Origin of the sequence: Streptomyces sp. NPDC086080 (assembly GCF_044540255.1) — a bacterium.
GTDB lineage: Bacteria > Actinomycetota > Actinomycetes > Streptomycetales > Streptomycetaceae > Streptomyces.
In genome coordinates this window covers 47367-64085 of the sequence record NZ_JBITRU010000017.1, presented here as the reverse complement: position 1 = coordinate 64085, position 16719 = coordinate 47367, and the positions used below count along the sequence as shown (strand labels likewise).

Genomic DNA, 16719 nt, shown 5'->3' with positions numbered 1-16719 from the left:
GCTGACCGGCGACCGCTGTCCCGGCGTGCGGGAGCGCGCCGGGACGGTCGCCCGAGCCGCCCGCACGGGTGCGGCGGCCCCGGTGTCCCGGAGCCGCCGCTACGCGAGGTCGTCGCCGTCGGGCGGGCGGTGGGGACCTCACGCCCCCGGAGCGCCGGCGCTACCGCGGGCATCGGCACGCGGCGCTCCGCGCGGCGTCGGCTCAGCCGGTGGCCGTGTCGCCCGGTCCGCCGCTGTCGGCCAGGCATGCCGCGGCTCGTTCCCGGTGGGCGCGGAAGCGGCGCAGGTACGACCGTGCCATGGGGCCCGGCGGGACGCCTCGGGCGAAGGCGCGCATGTTGCGTTCACCCGCGTTGTATCCGAGGGCGAGGAGTTCGTCGCGGGTGTAACGGCGTACGTGCCGTCCGGGGAGGCTCCGGTCGAGGTCCTTCAGGTGCAGGGCAGCCGTGCGGATGGCGAAGGCGGGGTCGTCGCGCAGATCCTGCCACCGCCCCGGCAGGCCGTGCGTGCGCCGGACCCGCTCGAACGTCGCCCGGTGCATGTTGGCCACGCCGAAGGACGCCTCGGGCTTCCACCACTGCCACAACAGCTCCAGCAGGGGATGGTGCGGCTTGTACGCCTCGTTGTGCAGCACGGTCATCACGAGCAGCGGGGAAACGCCCGCCTCCTGGGCACCGCGCACCACGACTGCCGCGTAGTCGGCGGGCGTGTAGTCGCCGGGACGCAGCGGCGGCGTCCGGGCGGCCTCACGGTCCGCTGTTCGAGTCCCTCGCCGCGCTGCCGGCACCGGCCCTTCGGCCATAACGATCACCCCTCCACGTGTGAGGTGCACGTGCCCCCGTGGCCCCGCCCCAATCCACCTTCGCCCGGAGCGCGCACCAGGTCCACCGGCTGCCCCCGGCGTCGCATCACCGCCCGAGCGGACGTCTTCGGGCGGGACCTCACTCGGGCGGGGGATAGGTCAGGGAGCCGTCGCGGACCCGCGCGTGGGGATTCAGGACGGCCGGCTTCACCGACGTGCGCGACATGATGTGCACGACCTCCACGCCGGAGACGATCAACGCGTCCGTGATCAGCCGTCGATGGCACCGCCAGGGCACCGCTTCGCTGCACATGATGGCGGGCCGTTCGCGCGCGGCCAGTTCCCGCAGTTCGGCAAGTCCCTTCGAGAAGGCCTCGGTACTCATGTAGTCGGCGTAATCACGGAAGGCCTTGACCTGCCACGCCCCGTTCACGCTCGGCACGCCCTTGGGCGTATGGCGGCGGCCTCCCAGGGCGGGGATCCAGCGGTACCCGATGTCGGGTGGCAGGGCGTCGACGACGGCCGACTGGTTCCACTGCGGGTGCTTCCTGGACGAAGGGAACGACCGGACATCGACCAGGCAGGTGACGCCGTTGCCCCGCAGCAGACCGAGCACCTCGTCGAAGCCGCGTGTCGAGTGCCCGATCGTGAGCACGCGGTCCGTCTTCGCGCCGCGTCGAGCGACAGGACCGACCACGTCGCCATGCACCCGCTCCGTCATGTCCGTCCCTTCCGCTCAGCTCGCCCGTTCCGGCCCCTTGAAGGGCCCTCTCGGCGGACCGTGGCGTCGCCGGGTTCCCTCGGCCACGCCGTCCAACCCGCGGGGCAGGAGTCCGTGCCCCGGCGGCGCCGACCACGGATTCCTCAGGGAAGCCGGTCGATCACGATCATCGCCACGTCGTCCGTCAAGCGGCCTTCCGTGTGGTGGAGCAGCGCCCGGTGCAGTTCTTCCAGGAACTCCCGCGGGGTCGTGTCGGCGCGGATCCGTTCCATTGCGTGCGCCAGTGGGAAGAACACGCCGTCGCGGTCGCGGGCTTCGCTGACGCCGTCGGTGTACAGCAGCAGACGGTCGCCACTCGTGTACGGATAGCTGTCGGGCTCACCCGCGGGGCCCTCGGCCAGGTCCTCCAAACCCAGCGGCGGCAGGTACGAACCCGGCGTCAGCGTGTGCACTCTGCCCCGGTGCAGCAACAGCGGCGGAACATGGCCACGGTTGACGATCCGCACCACGGGTCCGTCCGACACCTGGGCCATGACGGCGGTGACGAACGCCTCCAGGCGAATCTCCTGCGAGTACGCGCCCTCGACCGCCACCTCCCGCCGCAGCGCGGCCGAGCAGTGGTTCATGACCTCGGCCAGTTCGTCCTCGTAGTGTGCGGCTTCCCGGAAGGCACCCAGTGCGACACCGACCGCACGCATGGCCGCGAGCCCCTTCCCCCGGACGTCCCCGACGATCAACCGGACTCCGTACCGGGTCGGCACCGCCTCGTACAGGTCACCGCCGATCTGTGCCTGCGTCCCGGCCGCGAGACTGAGGCTGGCCGCCCGCAGCGGGCCCAGCCGCGCCGGCACCGGCCGCAGGACGACCTCCTGTGCCGCCATGGCGATCCGGCGCACCTGCTCCAGCTCGCTCAGCCTGCGCGTCTGGACCGCGTGACTGGTGAGGTAACCGGCAAGGGACACAAGGGCCAGAGCCGAGAAGTTGGTCAGGACCTGGAGGGTGGCCCACGCCTGGTTGTACGTGGCGGTGACGATGCTCACCGCCAGGGCCGTGGCCGCCGCCGCGAGGGTGCCCCTGGGGCCCAGCGTCACCGCCGCGAGAGCGGGCGTCGCGGTGAGCAGGGGACCGGTGTAGAGGAAGTGGGCCGGAGTGAGCTCGATGACCAGTACCATCAGCGCGATCATGAACGGCAGCCACCGCAGCAGGGTGATGAGCACCCGGCTGTGACCCCGGGCTTTCCGCCCGCGTCGCGTAAGAGGCGCCCACCGCATGCGTCCAGCCTGCCTCGCCGGGGGTGGAGGCTCCACTCGTCGCCGGCCCGTCAGGCGCGTGCGAACGAACGGCACGCGAACGAGGGCGGCGGGACGGCACCGCCAGTGAGGACGACCGGAGTGACTCGAAGCGATCGTTTCCGGCGGGAAACGATCGTTGAGAGGTGGCGGGTGAGGTGCGTAGGCTGCGGGACACACAGCATCTGCCGATCCACGACCCCGGGAGCACGTCGGTGGACCCACCCACCTCGCGCGTACGGGCACCCGCGTGTCCGACCTGGCCGGCAGCGTTTCCCGGCCGCTCGGGGTGTCGGCGTCGCGGATGCGGCAGGTGCGCTCCGGTGACACGGTGCCGAGCGTTGAACTCCTGTACGGAGTCGGGGACGTCCTCCGGATCGAGGCAGGAGGGGCGTGCTTCAGCACTGAGGCGCCCGACACCCTCGACCGTACGTTGCTGACCGTCCTCGCCGAGCTCGAGGCGTCGCCAGGAGCGGCAGCTGCGCCGCCCGCGGTGGGCCGGCCGGGCTCAACGGGACCAAGAACGCGCCGCGGCAGCTCGACGACCAGGAAGAGGACGCATGAGGACACGGCCGATGCGAAAGCTCAGCGCCGAACTCGTGAGTAACTTGCGGCCGCTCGCGGGGGACGCGGATGTCGTCCCCGCCATCGGCCGGGCCCTGAGCCTGGTGCGGGGCCGGCCCGTCCAACTCCGTGGAGCGGCCTTCCCGCCCGCGACGGCCAGCGGGCTGTGGGTGGACCGCGCCGACCACGACCTGATCGTCTATGAGGAGACCACCGATCCCGAGCATCAGATCGTGATCATCGGTCACGAGACGTGGCACATGTTCCAGGGGCACGGCGCCGACGCAACCCGTGCCGCCGCGGGCACGGAAGCGGCAGGAGAGCCGGCCGGCCTCGTGACCGCCGTCGCCGAGGCCGCACGGACCGGCTGCCGGCCCGCCCGGCGCATGGACGTCGGGCTCCACTTCGCCGCGCGCACCGACGGCCGCGAGGTTCGGGAAGAACGCGAAGCGGAACACTTCGGTTTCCGCTTCGCCACAGGGGTCCAGGCCGCCCTGGACGGGGCCCGCCGGGACGCGGGCGACCCCCGGAACCTCACGGGACGGATCCATGCGTCCATGGCACATCGCTTCCGCCCGGTCTGACCCGTGGACACAGACCTTCCGCCGGGCCCGCGGAATGAAGGAGCCAGGTGACATCCGGACCGAGCAGTACGGGCTTCTACGTCTACGGGGTCATGCTCCTGCTCGTCTGTGCCATGAAGGTGCCGGCCATGGTCCGAAGACGCCACGACACGCTGCTGCGCGCGGCGTGCCTGCTGCTCTTCGCCGCCGGCTGCCTCATGCTCTTCGCCGCCCCCGCGTCCATCGCCGCACTCAATCGGCTCACCGGGACACCGAACTTCGCGGCCCCCGTGGTGTATGCGACGACGACCGCGTTCTCCGGTGCCAGCCTGCTGCTGATCGTGAACTGGAGGCCGGCGCCGCCCGAACAGACCCGCCGTGTCTCCCGTCTGTGCGTGACCGTCTACGGACTCGCCATCCTGGCCATCGTCGTCCTGTTCTGGGCCGGGAGCACACCGACCGAACAACTCACACTGTTCGACGCCCATTACGCCACCACGCCCTACATCCGGGAGATGATCGTCACCTACCTGGTCGCCCAGGGAGTGGCCATGGTGGCCGCCGGCACCCTGTGCTGGCGCTGGTCCAGGGAGGTCCACGGCTCGTTACGGGCGGGCTTGCGCATTCTCGCTCCCGCCTACCTGATCATCGTGTGCTACGTCGTCCTGCGGCTGACCGCGGTCACCGCCCGCTGGACCGGCCACAACCTCGACTTCCTCGTCGACGAAATCTCCCCCCTGCTCTCCGCACCCGCATCGGTACTCGGCGCCCTCGGTTTCGTCGTCCCGCTGGCGGGGCCACGGGTGGCGACGACCGCACACGCGGTGCGCCAGCTGCGTCAACTCGCCCCGCTCTGGCACGCCCTTCGGGACGTACCCACCCCCAGCGCCGTCCGCGTGCCCCTGCCGTGGTGGCGTACTCCCCCCGCCGTCCTGTTGACCGGACGGAGAACGGCCCTCTACGACGCCATCCTCGCGCTGGCCCCCTACTGCGACCCCGCCGTGCGTGAGGCGGCCTTCCGCGCGGCGGTGCGCTACGGAGACGACGCGGCCCGGGCAGCCGTCACCGCGGATGCCGCCACGGTGCTCGTCGCCCGTGAACGGCAACGCGCCACCCCCGGGCAACTGCCGCGGACCCCGCACACCGTGGCACCGCGCGCACAGGACCTGATCCCGTTGTCCCGCTCACTCGCCTCACCCTTCGTCCAGCAGTTACGTGAGCACTACGTGCCCGAGCAGAAAGCAGCCCACCATGAGTGAAACCCCGCGCCGCGCCTCCGCTCGCGCCGTAGTCATCGGGGGCAGCATCGCCGGAATGCTCGCCGCGGCCGCCATCAAGGAACACGTCGGATCCGTCGAGATCATCGAAGCCCATGAGCTGCCCGAGGGCCCTCACCCTCGTACCGGCGTCCCCCAGGCCGCACACATTCACTTCCTGCAGTCCGGTGGTGCCGAGGCCGTCGAAGCGCTCCTGCCCGGCACTCTCAGCCTGCTCCTGGCCGCAGGCGCCCACCGCGTACCCGTGACCAGCAACATGGTCATCTACTCGCCGGAGGGCTGGTACCGCCGCTGGAAACGCGCCACCCACTACGTGATCACCGCCAGCCGGGACCTGACCGACTCCGTCGTACGGGGACAGGTCCTCAAGGACCCCCGGGTCGGCGTGCGCACCCGCACCAAGGCGGTCGCCCTCCTCGGCGGCCCCCGGCACATCACGGGCGTGCGGGTACGCGGGGCCGACGGAACGGAAGAGGACCTGCGCGCCGAACTGGTCATCGACGCGTCCGGCCGCGCTTCCCGCACGCCCCAGTGGCTTGCGCGGCTGGGTGTCACCGGCCTCGCCGAGGACCACATCGACTCCGGTCTCGTCTACGCCAGCCGCTTCTTCCGCGCCCCCGTCCCCACCCACGACTGGCCCGTCGTCGGAGTGCAAGCCGACCCGAGGCTGCCCCGCCCGGCCAACTCCGGCGGCATCCTGCCGATCGAGGGGGACCGCTGGCACGTCAGCCTGATGGGTGCCCCCGGGGCCCATCCCACCAGCGACCCGGACGCCTTCACCACCTACGCGCGCACCCTGCGCCACCCGGTCCTGGCGGACCTCCTGAAGCACGCCGAACCCCTCACGGACGTCAGAGTCACCCACAGCACCGCCAACCGGCGTTACTACTACGAGCGGCTCACCCCGTGGCCGGACGGTCTGGTGGTGCTGGGAGATTCCGTCGCGGCCTTCAACCCCGTGTACGGCCAGGGCATGTCAGCGGCCGCGCAAGGTGCCGTCGCCCTGCGAGACCTGCTGTCGAAGGGCCTGACCCCCGGCCTCGCCCGCCATGCCCAGCGCGCCATCGGTAAGTGTGCCGACACGGCATGGGCCCTGGCCGTGGGAACGGACATCCATTTCCGTACGACCACGGGCAAGAACCCGACGCTCGCCGATCGTCTGCTGCATCGCTACGTCAGCCGTCTGTCGCGCACCGCCACGGGCTCGTTCCACGCCGCCACGGCCCTGACCGATGTACTGGCACTCCAGGCGCCGCCCACCTCCCTGGTGAAGCCCACCGTGCTGCTGACCGCCCTCGTCGGTCCGCTGCGCCCACGGCCCGACCGTCCTCAGTTCACCCCCGCCGAAAACGAGTTGCTGAGGAACCTCGACGGGCCGCCGTCCGCCCCTCCCGAATGACCGGCACCCCGGTCCCCGCGGCTCGTCACGAGGGCGGACAGCCTTCGGAGCGCTCCGGTCCCTTCGGCGCACACTCCTCCAGGCGCGCAGACCTCACCCACGCGCAGCGACAGGGGGCGTCGTCCGGCGTCCACCCCACTCGTCGTGTCACCGCACGTCGCGCACGGCGAGGAGCTCCATCACCGCTCCGGACGATTCCAGCAGCGGAGCCGCGGAGGAACGCCGGGGCTCGGCTCGGTAGGCGGCGAAGTCCTCTTCGCTGGGAAAGCTCACCAGGTGGGCTTCGACCCGGTCGTCCAGAGTGCGCAGCCGACGCTCGAGTCGCCCGCCGTACTCGGCGAGAAGCGGCAGAACGGCGCTCTCGTAGGCGTCGAAGGCAGCCAGCCGTCCCTCCGGCAGCCGTGCGAGCATCAGGTAGGTGACAGCCATGAAGTCTCCCGGGTACGTGGCCTCTCGTGAGTCTCGCATCCACCACCGGCATCGCGCTGTGCGGGCGCCCGGGCGCCCACCGAGGCGCACGATGCGGCGGACCGTCTTCTGACCCATCTTGTCTAGACCTACTTTGTCTAGACCTCTTGCCCTGCCCCGGATTCGCGGGCTAGGTTTCCCGCTGTTCGGAGTACTTCGCGTTTCCTTCAATTCCCTTGACGCACAAGGCTGGAAGGAGCATGTCCGCATGCAGGACGACCGGAGTCCGTCCAGAAGAACCGTTCTCGCCTGCGCGACCGTGGTCGCCGCGAGCGCAACGGGCTTGGTGGGAGTGACGGCTACCCCCGCGGTCGCGCACCGGCGCGAGCACCGCCTCAAGAAGATCATCTCCAGGATGAGCATCGAGGCGAAGATCGGCCAGCTGTTCGTGCCGTACTTCTACGGTGCGTCGGCGACTTCTCCCAGCCAGTTCGACCAGGACCGCAACCTCAGGGAACTCGGCGTCCGCACCGTGGCCGAGCTCATCGCCAAGTACCACCTCGGCGGTGTCATCTACTTCTCCGGCTGGACGAACAACATCCAGAACCCCCGTCAGATCGCCGACCTGACGAACGGTGTGCAGCGGGCCTCGCTCGCCCTGCCCACCCCCATCCCGTCCCTGATCTCCATCGACCAGGAACACGGCGTCAACGTCCGCATCGGCAGCGGCGCCACCCAGCTGCCGGGCGCGATGGCACTCGGCGCGGGCCGCTCGCTCCGGGACGCACGCACCGCCGGACGGATATCAGGCACCGAACTCGCCACCCTGGGCATCCATCAGAACTTCGCCCCGGTCGCCGACGTCAACGTCAATCCGGCCAACCCCATCATCAACATCCGCTCCTTCGGCGCCGACGCCCGCGAGGTCGGCCGCATGGTGGCAGCCCAGGTGACGGGCTATCAGCAAGCCGGAGTCGCGGCCTGCGCCAAACACTTCCCGGGCCACGGCGACACCGGGCAGGACAGCCACACCGATCTACCCGTGATCACCCACACCCGCGAGGAGTGGGACCGCATCGACGCCCCGCCCTTCAAGGCCGCGATCGCCGCCGGCGTCGACTCGATCATGACCGCGCACCTTCAAGTGCCCGCGCTCGACCCCAGCAACGAACCGGCCACCCTGTCGCCCACCATCCTCCAGGGCGTGCTGCGCGACGAACTCGGCTTCGACGGCGTGATCGTCACCGACGCCCTCAACATGCACGGCGTGCGCACCAAGTACGGCGACGACCGTGTGCCCGTTCTCGCACTCAAGGCCGGGGCCGACCAACTGCTGTTCCCCCCGGACATCGACGTCGCCTACCACGGCGTTCTGGACGCAGTCCGCAGCGGAGAGATCACCGAGGACCGGCTCGACGAGTCGGTCCTGCGCATCCTGCGGGTCAAGGACAAGGTCGGCCTGCTCAGCGGCAGCCCTTACATCTCGCCGAAGGAGGTCGACCGGGTCGTCGGCGCCCGCACACACCGGCTTGCCGCCGCCCGGATCGCCGAGCGCACCACGACCCTGCTGGTCAACCAGGACGAGGCACTCCCGCTGCGCCGCGGACAGAAGAAGCTGCTCGTGGTCGGCGCCGGCCCGGCCTTCCCGACCGACGACACCCGCACCACCGTGCCCGAACTGGCCAGGGCGTTCGACGAACTGGGCTACCGCACGACCCACCTCGCCACCGGCCGGGCACCCGACGGGTCGAAGATCGACGAAGCCGTGGCCGCCGCACGGGGCCGGGACGCGGTGGTGGTCACCACCGACAACGTCGACGCCACCAGCGCCCAGCGCACCCTGGTCTCCCGGCTGCTCGCGACGGGCATCCCCGTCGTCCACCTCGCGGTGCGCAACCCCTACGACATCGCCCACCTCGGCAACGTCCCCGCCTCACTCGTCTCCTACTGCTGGACCGAGGTCGAACTGCGTGCCGCCGCCCGGGTGATCGCCGGCCGGGTCGAGCCGCGCGGCAAGCTGCCCGTGCCCATCCAGCGGGCCGACGACCCGGCCAAGGTCCTCTTCCGCTCCGGACACGGCCTGTCGTACGCCCCCTGACGACGTCCCCACACAGCGCTCGGCCCCGATGCCTCCTGGCATCCGTCGCAGTACGGGACGCGTCGGGTCCAGCTGTGACAGTGCCCTCGCCGAAACGTTCGCCTCAAACGGGAGCTGCTGCACGCACGGCACTGGTGTTGCTTCGGGTTCTCAGGTGTGGCCGTCGCCGTAGAAGCGGACGTAGTCGATCGTCATCGTCGAGGGGGACGGTGTCGAGGCGTCGGGCGGGCCCGGCCAGTCGCCTCCGACGGCGACGTTGAGCAGCAGGTGCATGTCCTGTTCGAAGACCCAGTCGTCCGGTGAGGGAAGCTTCGACGGAGGCAGGGTGAAGTACGGCTTTCCGTCGACGGACCAGGTGATGCGGTGGGGCTGCTTGTCGACCGCGTAGGTGTGGAAGGCCGCCGAGGCGTCGGTGGGCAGGGTGGCGGCCTCCCCGATCCCGTCCTCGTTGTAGTAGGTCGGTCCATGGGCGGTGCCGTACACCGTCCGCGGTTCTCCGCCGACCACCTCGCAGATGTCGATCTCACCCTGTCCTGGCCATTCGACTCCGTTGTCGCCCAGCATCCAGACCGCGGGCAGCAGTCCTGTGCCCGTGGGCAGCTTCGCGCGGATCTCCGCCCGTCCACGGGTCAGTGCGACCTTTCCCTCCGTTGTCAGGCGGGCCGACGTCCAGGGACAGGACTCCTCGGTGAAGCACGGGAGTTCCACCCCGGGCGGGACCGGACGCGCCGAGATCTCGAGGTGACCCTCGCCGTCGAGGGCGGAGTTGGCCGCGTCGTCCGTGTAGTACTGCAACTCGTCGTTGCCCCACCCCTCGGCCTCCCGGTTCCCCGTCTCGGTGTTCCAGAATCTCTCCGACGGGCGAGTTCCCGGCGCTCCGTCGAACTCGGCCTGCCAGAAGGGCTCCTCCCCGACCGGTGCCGGGCGGTGCGTCTCCGCCGGAGCCGTGCCGCAGGCGCCCAGCAACCCTCCCAGGGCCAGTACGAGTGCCAGCTTGGTCCGTTGATTCACCACGCTGCTCCTGAACGAGCCCTCACCGGATGAGTGCGCATCTCACGACCATACAAAAGACCTTGTGCTCCTGGCCGGGCGGGGCGATGACGCAGCTGTGACTGCCCCGCGGCATCGAGCAGCGGCGACTGCACCGCGGGCAGACTCCCCGTGCCTCTGGCTCGGCAACGGCACTTCTGATCCTCCGGCCGATGTCCCGTTCACGAGCTGATCATTGTCCGTTGCGGCGGCTGCGGATCCTCAAGCTGCGCCGAGGGTCGGTGCGGGAGTCAGCCCGTGGACCTCATCCTCGCCGCAAGCCGTTCTCCCATGAGTGCGATCGTCTCGGCCAGGAGCTCCATGTCCTCGGCTATGGAGCGGCTCTCCTCGGCCTGCCCCGCGAGGAATACGCCGTCGATCCCGGCCATGCCGATGTACTCGAGCTTGTCGGCGACCGCCTGAGCGATCTCGGGACCCTCGTCCCGGAACGATTCCCGGATCATGCGATTCACGTGGCGCCTGCCCTCGCGGCGGACCTTCTCGATCGTCGCTTTCACGTCGGGCTCGGCCTCGTCCCCGTCCTCGCTGAGGATCAGGAACATATGCAGGCGCAGGAACTCCTCCCGCTCGGTGAGCACGGCGGCCGCCCGGCCGAGGAACCAGCTCAGCCGCTCCTGGGGCGTGCCGTCGGCGGGCGGGTCGGCGTGTGCGGCGCTCATCGCTCTGAAGAAGTCGTTCAGGCCGCGCTCCATCACCGCCGCGAGCAGTCCGCTCTTGGTGCGGAAGTGGTGGAAGATCACGCTCTTGGCCAGGCCGATCTCGTTGCCGACGACGGAGAGCGGCGTGGCCGCGTAGCCGCGCTTGCCCATGATGCGCGAGGCCGCCTCCAGGATCTCCTCACGTGAGCGTCGCCCTCGCCGGTTGCTGACTCGGTTCCTGTCCACGCACGAAGCATAGGGCGAAGGGCTGCCCCTCAGGGGAGCGGGTCATCAGGGCGGTGGATACGCATCCGGGTGTGACTGTCAAGCCTATTCCGCAGACCAGAATCACCGAGTGCGGGGATTGACCGGGTCCTTCGGCGAAGAGACGCTCCTCACCAACATATCGACCGAGCGGTCGAATTCTGGGGAGCATCGGATGCCTGAACATTTCGACACCGACGTCGCGATCATCGGCTACGGCCCGACCGGCCTGGTCGGCGCACTCTCGCTCGCGACCAAAGGCTCGTCCGTGGTCGCGTTCGAGCGCGACCACGACATCTACGCCCGTGCCCGGGCGGTCACCATCAACGACTGGACGATGCGGATCTTCCAGGACCTCGGCATCGACGAGCGGATCGAGAAGGTCATCGAGCCGCAGCACCAGCTGCGCTGGAAGGCCTATGACGGCCAGGAGATCCTGCGGGTCAAGCAGGAGCCCTCGGGGCTCGGGACGCGGAACACCAAGCCACGCTTCTTCAGCATCTACCAGCCGAAGATGGAGGCCGAGCTGCGCCGCTGCGCGGAGGAGACCGACGGCATCGAGGTCCGCTACGGCGCCGAGGTGATCGGGGTCGAGCAGGACGACACCGGCGTCACGATCACCTCGCGTGACCGCGCGACCGGCGAGGAGACCACCACCCGGGCCCGCTACGCCGTCGCCGCGGACGGCGGCTCCAGCCCGACCCGGAAAATGCTGGGGATCCCGATGCTGGGCGACACCGACCCGACGCTGTGGATCGTCATCGACTGCAGGGTGAAGCGCTGGTGGCCGGACCGGGACCTGCTCACCTTCTGGAGCGACAAGGAGCGGCCGGTCGTCGACATCGCGCTCTCGGCGGGCAACCACCGCTGGGAGATCCCGCTCAAGCCGGGCGAGTCCGAGACGGACTTCCGGACCAACGAGCAGGTCTGGCCGCTGCTCGACGCGATGGGGGTGACGCCCGACGACGTGGAGATCCACCAGTACGCGTTCTACCGCCACCACGTCCGCTCGGCCGAGAGCTGGCGTCGGGGCCGGGTCTTCCTGGCCGGCGACGCCGCCCATCTGATGCCGCCGTGGGCCGGCGCGGGCATGCAGTCCGGCATGCGTGACGCCCACAACCTCGCCTGGAAGCTCTCCCGGGTCCTGCGGGGCGAGATGGACGGGGCGATGCTCGACACCTACGAGGCGGAGCGGCGACCCAACGTCGACATGTTCACACAGATCGCCGTCCAGTTCGGTCGCGTGATCAAGCAGCAGGTCACGCCCGAGGAGCTCGAGGCGATGAACGCGGTGCCGGAGAACACCGTGACGCCCTACGAGGAACCGATGATGGCGCCGCCGGTCCTCGAGGCCGGGTGGCTGCGGGGAGAGGTCGAGGACGCTTCCATCGTCGGACGGATGATCCCGCAGCCGGTCGTCGGCGACACGGTGGGCGTGATGGCCCGGCTCGACGACCTCCTCGGCGACGGATTCGTGCTCCTGGGCGCCGACGTCGACCCGCGGAGCCTGCTCAGCGCCGAGGAGAAGACGCAGTGGGACGCGCTGGGCGCCCGCTACCTCGCCGTCCGGCCGAAGACCGTCTACACCCAGGGCCCCGACGAGCTGATCGACCTCGAGGGAGTGCTGCTGGGCTGGTTCGCCCGCTACGGCGTCCAGGCCGTCGCCCTGCGGCCGGACAGGTTCGTCGCGGCGGCCGACAAGGCCGGGCTCGCCGTTCCGGCGCTCTGAATCCCACCATCCGAGAGAAGGAAAAAGATGTCTGGAGTCAAGGAGCTCGCCTACGTCGTGTACGAGGTCAGTGATCTCGCCGACTGGGAGCACTTCGCCACGGGGCTGCTGGGGATGCAGGTCGGCCACAAGGACGCCGGCTCGGTCAGCTTCCGCACCGACGAGAAGGCGTACCGCTGGTTCTGCACCCAGGGTCCGGCCGACGACCTGGCCGCCACCGGCTACGCGGTGGAGAGCAACAGCTCGCTCGACAGGATCGTCGAGAAGCTGCGCGGTGCCGGCGTCGAGGTCGCCGAGGGCGACTCCGCCCTCGCCGCGGTCCGCCAGGTCGACCGGATCGTGGTCACCGCCGACCCCATGGGCAACCGGCTGGAGCTGGTCACCGGCTTCGCCGACGCACAGACCCCGTTCCACTCGGACATGCTGCTCGGCAAGTTCGTCACCGGCGCCGGCGGCGCGGGTCACGAGGTGCTGGTCTCCCGGGGCGTCAGCCGCGAGGAGTACCTCGCCTTCTACATGGACGTCCTCGGCTTCAGGATCAGCGACTTCATCGTCGAGGAGCTCGCTCCCGGGATCGTGGCCGACGTCGTCTTCCTGCACTGCAACCCGCGCCACCACACCGTGGCCTTCGGCAACATGCCGCACCCGAAGAGGACTCACCATTTCATGGTCGAGGTCAGCGACATCCGCGACGTGGGCATGGCCTACGACCGCTGCATGGACGCCGGGCAGCCCTTCGAGATGACGCTCGGCATGCACCCCAACGACCACATGTTCAGCTTCTACGTCCGTACGCCGTCGGGCTTCTCGGTCGAGTACGGCTGGGGAGGGCTGCTCATCGACGACGAGACGTGGGAGGTGGAGACCCTCGGCAAGCTGAGCAGCTGGGGCCACCGCCCCCCGGAGCTGGTCCACGATCTGCTCGGCCGGGCCCCGTTCACCAACATGCCCCCGGAAGGCGACCACTGATGGCTCTCACCGAGGCAGACGTCGCCAAGGACGTCCGGACCAGGACCTGGAAGATCCACTACAACGAGGCGGGGCCCGCTGACGGCCACCCCGTCGTCCTGCTCCACGGCGGCGGCCCCGGCGCGACCGGCTGGAGCAACTACAACCCGAACATCGAGCCCATCGCCGCGGCGGGCTTCCGGGTGATCGCTCCCGACCTCCCCGGCTGGGGCCAGTCCGACGAGGCCGACTTCGCGACCTACGACCACGTCGAGGTGATCTGCGAGTTCCTTGACGCGCTGGGCATCGAGAAGGCCGCCCTCGTCGGCAACTCGATGGGCGGTCACGCCTCGCTGCGGATGGCGATCGAGCGGCCCGAGCGGGTCTCCCACCTGATCACCATGGGTGCCCCGATCCAGATGAAGCCCATCCTCTTCGGAGCCGGCGGCGGCCCGACCGAGGGTCTCAAGATCCTGGCCCGGGCCTACGCGGACCCCAGCCCCGCGCAGATGAACCGGCTCGTCGAGATCATGGTCTACGACAAGGAGCGGTTCGCCACCCCCGAGCTGTCCGCCCAGCGCTCGGCCGCCGTGGCCGAGCGCCCCGAGCACCTGGCCAACGTCGCCGAGCACGCTCCCCACGCGCCGATCACGATCTGGGCCGACCTCGACCGGATCCCGGAGATCTCGGTGCCGTCGCTGCTGATCCACGGCCGCGACGACCGGGTCGTCTCCTTCGAGACCGCGCTCTACCTGGCGGCCCACATCCCCGACTCGCGAGCCCACCTCATCAACCGCTGCGGTCACTGGGCCCAGCTCGAACACGCCGACGAGTTCAACCGGCTCGTGGCCGACTTCGTCCGCCACCACTGAGCTGGTCCCAGGCGGCCCCGGGAGACCGGGGCCGCGCCTCGGCGAGGGTTACCGGCCCCGCGCCGTGGTGCCTTCCCGCACAGCCGAAACCGGAGGTCTCCCATGGTCCGTGTGCAATCCCTCAGCAACATCGCCCTGGCGGTGCCCGATCTCGACCGGACGCAGGACTTCTACGTCGACCGCTGGGGCCTGGCCCCCGTGGGCGGTGACGGCGACGCGCGGCGCCGTTACTTCCGCACACTGACGTCGGCGCACCACGGTCTCTCCCTCGAACAGGCGCCGGCCGGGGCCGAACGCGGTGAGCTCGTGCACATCTCCTTCGACGTCGCGACCCGTGCCGACCTCGACGCCGCCGTCGCGGCAGTGGTCGCCGCGGGCGGCCGGGTCGAGCGTGAGCCCGGGGACGCCGTCGGTCCGGGCCACGAGGCGAGCGCGGCCGTCCGCGACCCCGACGGCAACGTGGTGCAGTTGCTGTACGGCGCGACGGTCACCGAGGAGATCCACCGGGCGAGGATCGTCGCACCCCGCAAGCTCGGGCACGTCGTCCTCAACACACCGCAGCGAGCGGCCCTGGAACGCTTCTACGCGGAGCTCGGGCTGATCGTGAGCGACCGGACCGCGCGAGGCATGTCGTTCATGCGCTGCAACCGCGACCACCACAGCCTCGCCGTCGTCGACTCCGAGCGCACCGGCGTGCAGCACGTCGCGTTCGACGTGGTCGGGATGGACAGCGTCATGACGGCCCTCGGCAGGCTCACCCGCGAGGGGACGGCCTGCGTGTGGGGCCCCGGGCGGCATGGGCCCGGGCGCAACATCTTCACCTACTACTCCGACCCGGCGGGCGTGTTCGTCGAGTACTACGCCGAGCTCGAACAGGTCGAGGAGGAGATCGACGGCCCGCTGGAGGCGAAGTTCTGGGGCGAGGAATGGAAGGGCGACACCTGGGGATACGCCGGCCCGCCTCCACCGGACTTCACGAAGTGACCTGATCGCCATCGGAGCGAACCGAGGAACAGTGCGAAGCGCGCGCCTCCGGGCGCGTGAGAAGGAGTGTCGAAGTTGACGAAACAGCAGACGGCCCGCACGGCCGCCGGGCAGGGGGCCCGAGCATGATCACCGCGGCAGAGATCAACGGCATGTACGGCATCATCCCGACCCCGGCGCTGCCGGGAGCCGAGCGGCTCGACGCCCTGAACACCGTCGACGTCGAAGAGACGGCGCGGGTCGTCGACCGGCTCGTACGCGACGGAGCCTCCGGCATCATCGCCCTCGGCACGACGGGCGAGTGCCCGGCCCTGAACGAGGACGACTTCGACGTAGTCGTCGATACGGTGGTCGAGGCGGTCGCCGGCCGAGTGCCCACGTTCGTGGGCGCGACCGGTGCGGGCGGCCATGGCACGGCCCGCCGGCTGCGGAAGGTCGCCGCCTCCGGAGCCACGGGCGCCCTGCTCGGCCTGCCGATGTGGCAGCCACTGACCACCGACATGGCGGTGGACTACTTCGCCCAGGCGAGCGAGGCGTTCCCGGACCTCGCGCTCATGGTCTACGCCAACGCCCGCGCCTTCCGCTACACCTTCCCCGTCGAGTTCTGGCAGGGCGTGTCCGCCGAGGCCCCCACCGTCACCTCCGCGAAGGTGTCCCGGGCTCCCCACCTGGAGCGCATGCTCGAGGTCACCGGTGAGCGGGTGAACTTCATCCCGAGCGACATGGTCGTGCACGACTTCGCCGCACGCGCACCGAAGACCACCACCGCCTGCTGGGCCACCGCCGCGGCAATGGGACCGGAGCCCTCGATCGCCCTGATGGACGCTCTGACGCGCGGCGACGCGCAGGCCGCCGAGCAGGCGGCGGCCGGCATCGCGTGGGCCAACGAGCCGCTGGCCCATCTCTTCGCCGACCAGGAGGTCTTCGCCTCCTACAACACCCAGATCGAGAAGGCCCGGATCGCCGCCGCCGGCTACTGCCGACCGGGTCCGGCCCGGTCGCCGTACCACCACCTGCCGAAGGAGTACGCCGCCGCCTCCGCCGCGTGCGGAGAACGCTGGCGTGAGCTGTGCGCGCGGCTCGCCGCCGGGACGGACGATCAGAAGTGACGAG

15 protein-coding genes are annotated in these 16719 nt (G+C 70.3%); 9 read left to right on the top strand and 6 right to left on the bottom strand.

The window, feature by feature from the left end; genetic code table 11:
* Positions 1-202 precede the first annotated feature (202 nt).
* The 3 genes from ACIF9R_RS20885 to ACIF9R_RS20875 all read right to left on the bottom strand — a co-directional run bounded on the left by ACIF9R_RS20885 (position 203) and on the right by ACIF9R_RS20875 (position 2740).
* A complete protein-coding gene (locus ACIF9R_RS20885; protein WP_399982062.1) occupies positions 203-802 on the bottom strand; it encodes a lytic transglycosylase domain-containing protein in 600 nt (199 codons plus the stop codon).
* Between the two features lie 139 nt (positions 803-941).
* Positions 942-1523: a DUF488 family protein gene (locus tag ACIF9R_RS20880; protein ID WP_399982059.1), complete on the bottom strand. Its 582-nt coding sequence runs from the start codon at positions 1521-1523 to the stop codon at positions 942-944.
* A gap of 143 nt (positions 1524-1666) precedes the next feature.
* Complete coding sequence (locus tag ACIF9R_RS20875) at positions 1667-2740, bottom strand: PP2C family protein-serine/threonine phosphatase (protein WP_399982057.1); 1074 nt, start codon at positions 2738-2740, stop codon at positions 1667-1669.
* 647 nt (positions 2741-3387) lie between these two features.
* Here ACIF9R_RS20875 and ACIF9R_RS20870 point away from each other — a divergent pair.
* From ACIF9R_RS20870 to ACIF9R_RS20860, 3 genes are read left to right on the top strand one after another with little or no spacing between them, the layout of a single operon-like run.
* Complete coding sequence (locus ACIF9R_RS20870) at positions 3388-3960, top strand: toxin-antitoxin system, toxin component (RefSeq protein WP_399982054.1); 573 nt, start codon at positions 3388-3390, stop codon at positions 3958-3960.
* A gap of 47 nt (positions 3961-4007) precedes the next feature.
* Positions 4008-5198 (top strand): MAB_1171c family putative transporter, encoded by a 1191-nt coding sequence (locus ACIF9R_RS20865; RefSeq protein ID WP_399982051.1) that lies wholly within the window; start codon positions 4008-4010, stop codon positions 5196-5198.
* Positions 5191-6615, top strand: coding sequence for an FAD-dependent oxidoreductase (locus ACIF9R_RS20860; RefSeq protein ID WP_399982048.1), 1425 nt, complete (start codon positions 5191-5193; stop codon positions 6613-6615). Before ACIF9R_RS20865 ends, ACIF9R_RS20860 begins: the two co-directional genes overlap by 8 nt.
* Before the next feature lie 147 nt (positions 6616-6762).
* Here ACIF9R_RS20860 and ACIF9R_RS20855 read toward each other — a convergent pair whose 3' ends face one another.
* A complete protein-coding gene (locus ACIF9R_RS20855; RefSeq protein WP_399982046.1) occupies positions 6763-7044 on the bottom strand; it encodes a hypothetical protein in 282 nt (93 codons plus the stop codon).
* A gap of 247 nt (positions 7045-7291) precedes the next feature.
* On the opposite strand from ACIF9R_RS20855, the gene ACIF9R_RS20850 reads away from it, so the two are divergent.
* A complete protein-coding gene (locus ACIF9R_RS20850; RefSeq protein WP_399982043.1) occupies positions 7292-9121 on the top strand; it encodes a glycoside hydrolase family 3 protein in 1830 nt (609 codons plus the stop codon).
* 150 nt (positions 9122-9271) lie between these two features.
* Here the strand turns inward: ACIF9R_RS20850 and ACIF9R_RS20845 are convergent, their stop codons facing one another.
* Entirely contained in the window at positions 9272-10132 is an 861-nt protein-coding gene (locus tag ACIF9R_RS20845) for a family 16 glycosylhydrolase (protein ID WP_399982040.1), read from the bottom strand.
* Positions 10133-10401: 269 nt separating this feature from the next.
* On the bottom strand, positions 10402-11055 hold the full coding sequence (locus tag ACIF9R_RS20840) for a TetR/AcrR family transcriptional regulator (protein ID WP_399982038.1): 654 nt from the start codon (positions 11053-11055) through the stop codon (positions 10402-10404).
* 193 nt (positions 11056-11248) lie between these two features.
* Here ACIF9R_RS20840 and ACIF9R_RS20835 point away from each other — a divergent pair, with 193 nt between their 5' ends.
* From ACIF9R_RS20835 to ACIF9R_RS20815, 5 genes are all read left to right on the top strand, one after another.
* Positions 11249-12802, top strand: coding sequence for a bifunctional 3-(3-hydroxy-phenyl)propionate/3-hydroxycinnamic acid hydroxylase (locus ACIF9R_RS20835; RefSeq protein ID WP_399982036.1), 1554 nt, complete (start codon positions 11249-11251; stop codon positions 12800-12802).
* A 27-nt stretch (positions 12803-12829) separates the two neighbouring features.
* Complete coding sequence (locus ACIF9R_RS20830; protein ID WP_399982034.1) at positions 12830-13771, top strand: VOC family protein; 942 nt, start codon at positions 12830-12832, stop codon at positions 13769-13771.
* Complete coding sequence (locus ACIF9R_RS20825; RefSeq protein WP_399982032.1) at positions 13771-14622, top strand: alpha/beta fold hydrolase; 852 nt, start codon at positions 13771-13773, stop codon at positions 14620-14622. Before ACIF9R_RS20830 ends, ACIF9R_RS20825 begins: the two co-directional genes overlap by 1 nt.
* 102 nt (positions 14623-14724) lie before the next feature.
* The gene (locus ACIF9R_RS20820; RefSeq protein WP_399982029.1) at positions 14725-15606 is read left to right on the top strand and encodes a VOC family protein; all 882 of its coding nucleotides are present in this window, start codon (positions 14725-14727) and stop codon (positions 15604-15606) included.
* 125 nt (positions 15607-15731) lie between these two features.
* Complete coding sequence (locus ACIF9R_RS20815) at positions 15732-16715, top strand: dihydrodipicolinate synthase family protein (protein WP_399982026.1); 984 nt, start codon at positions 15732-15734, stop codon at positions 16713-16715.
* The last annotated feature ends 4 nt before the right edge of the window (positions 16716-16719 follow it).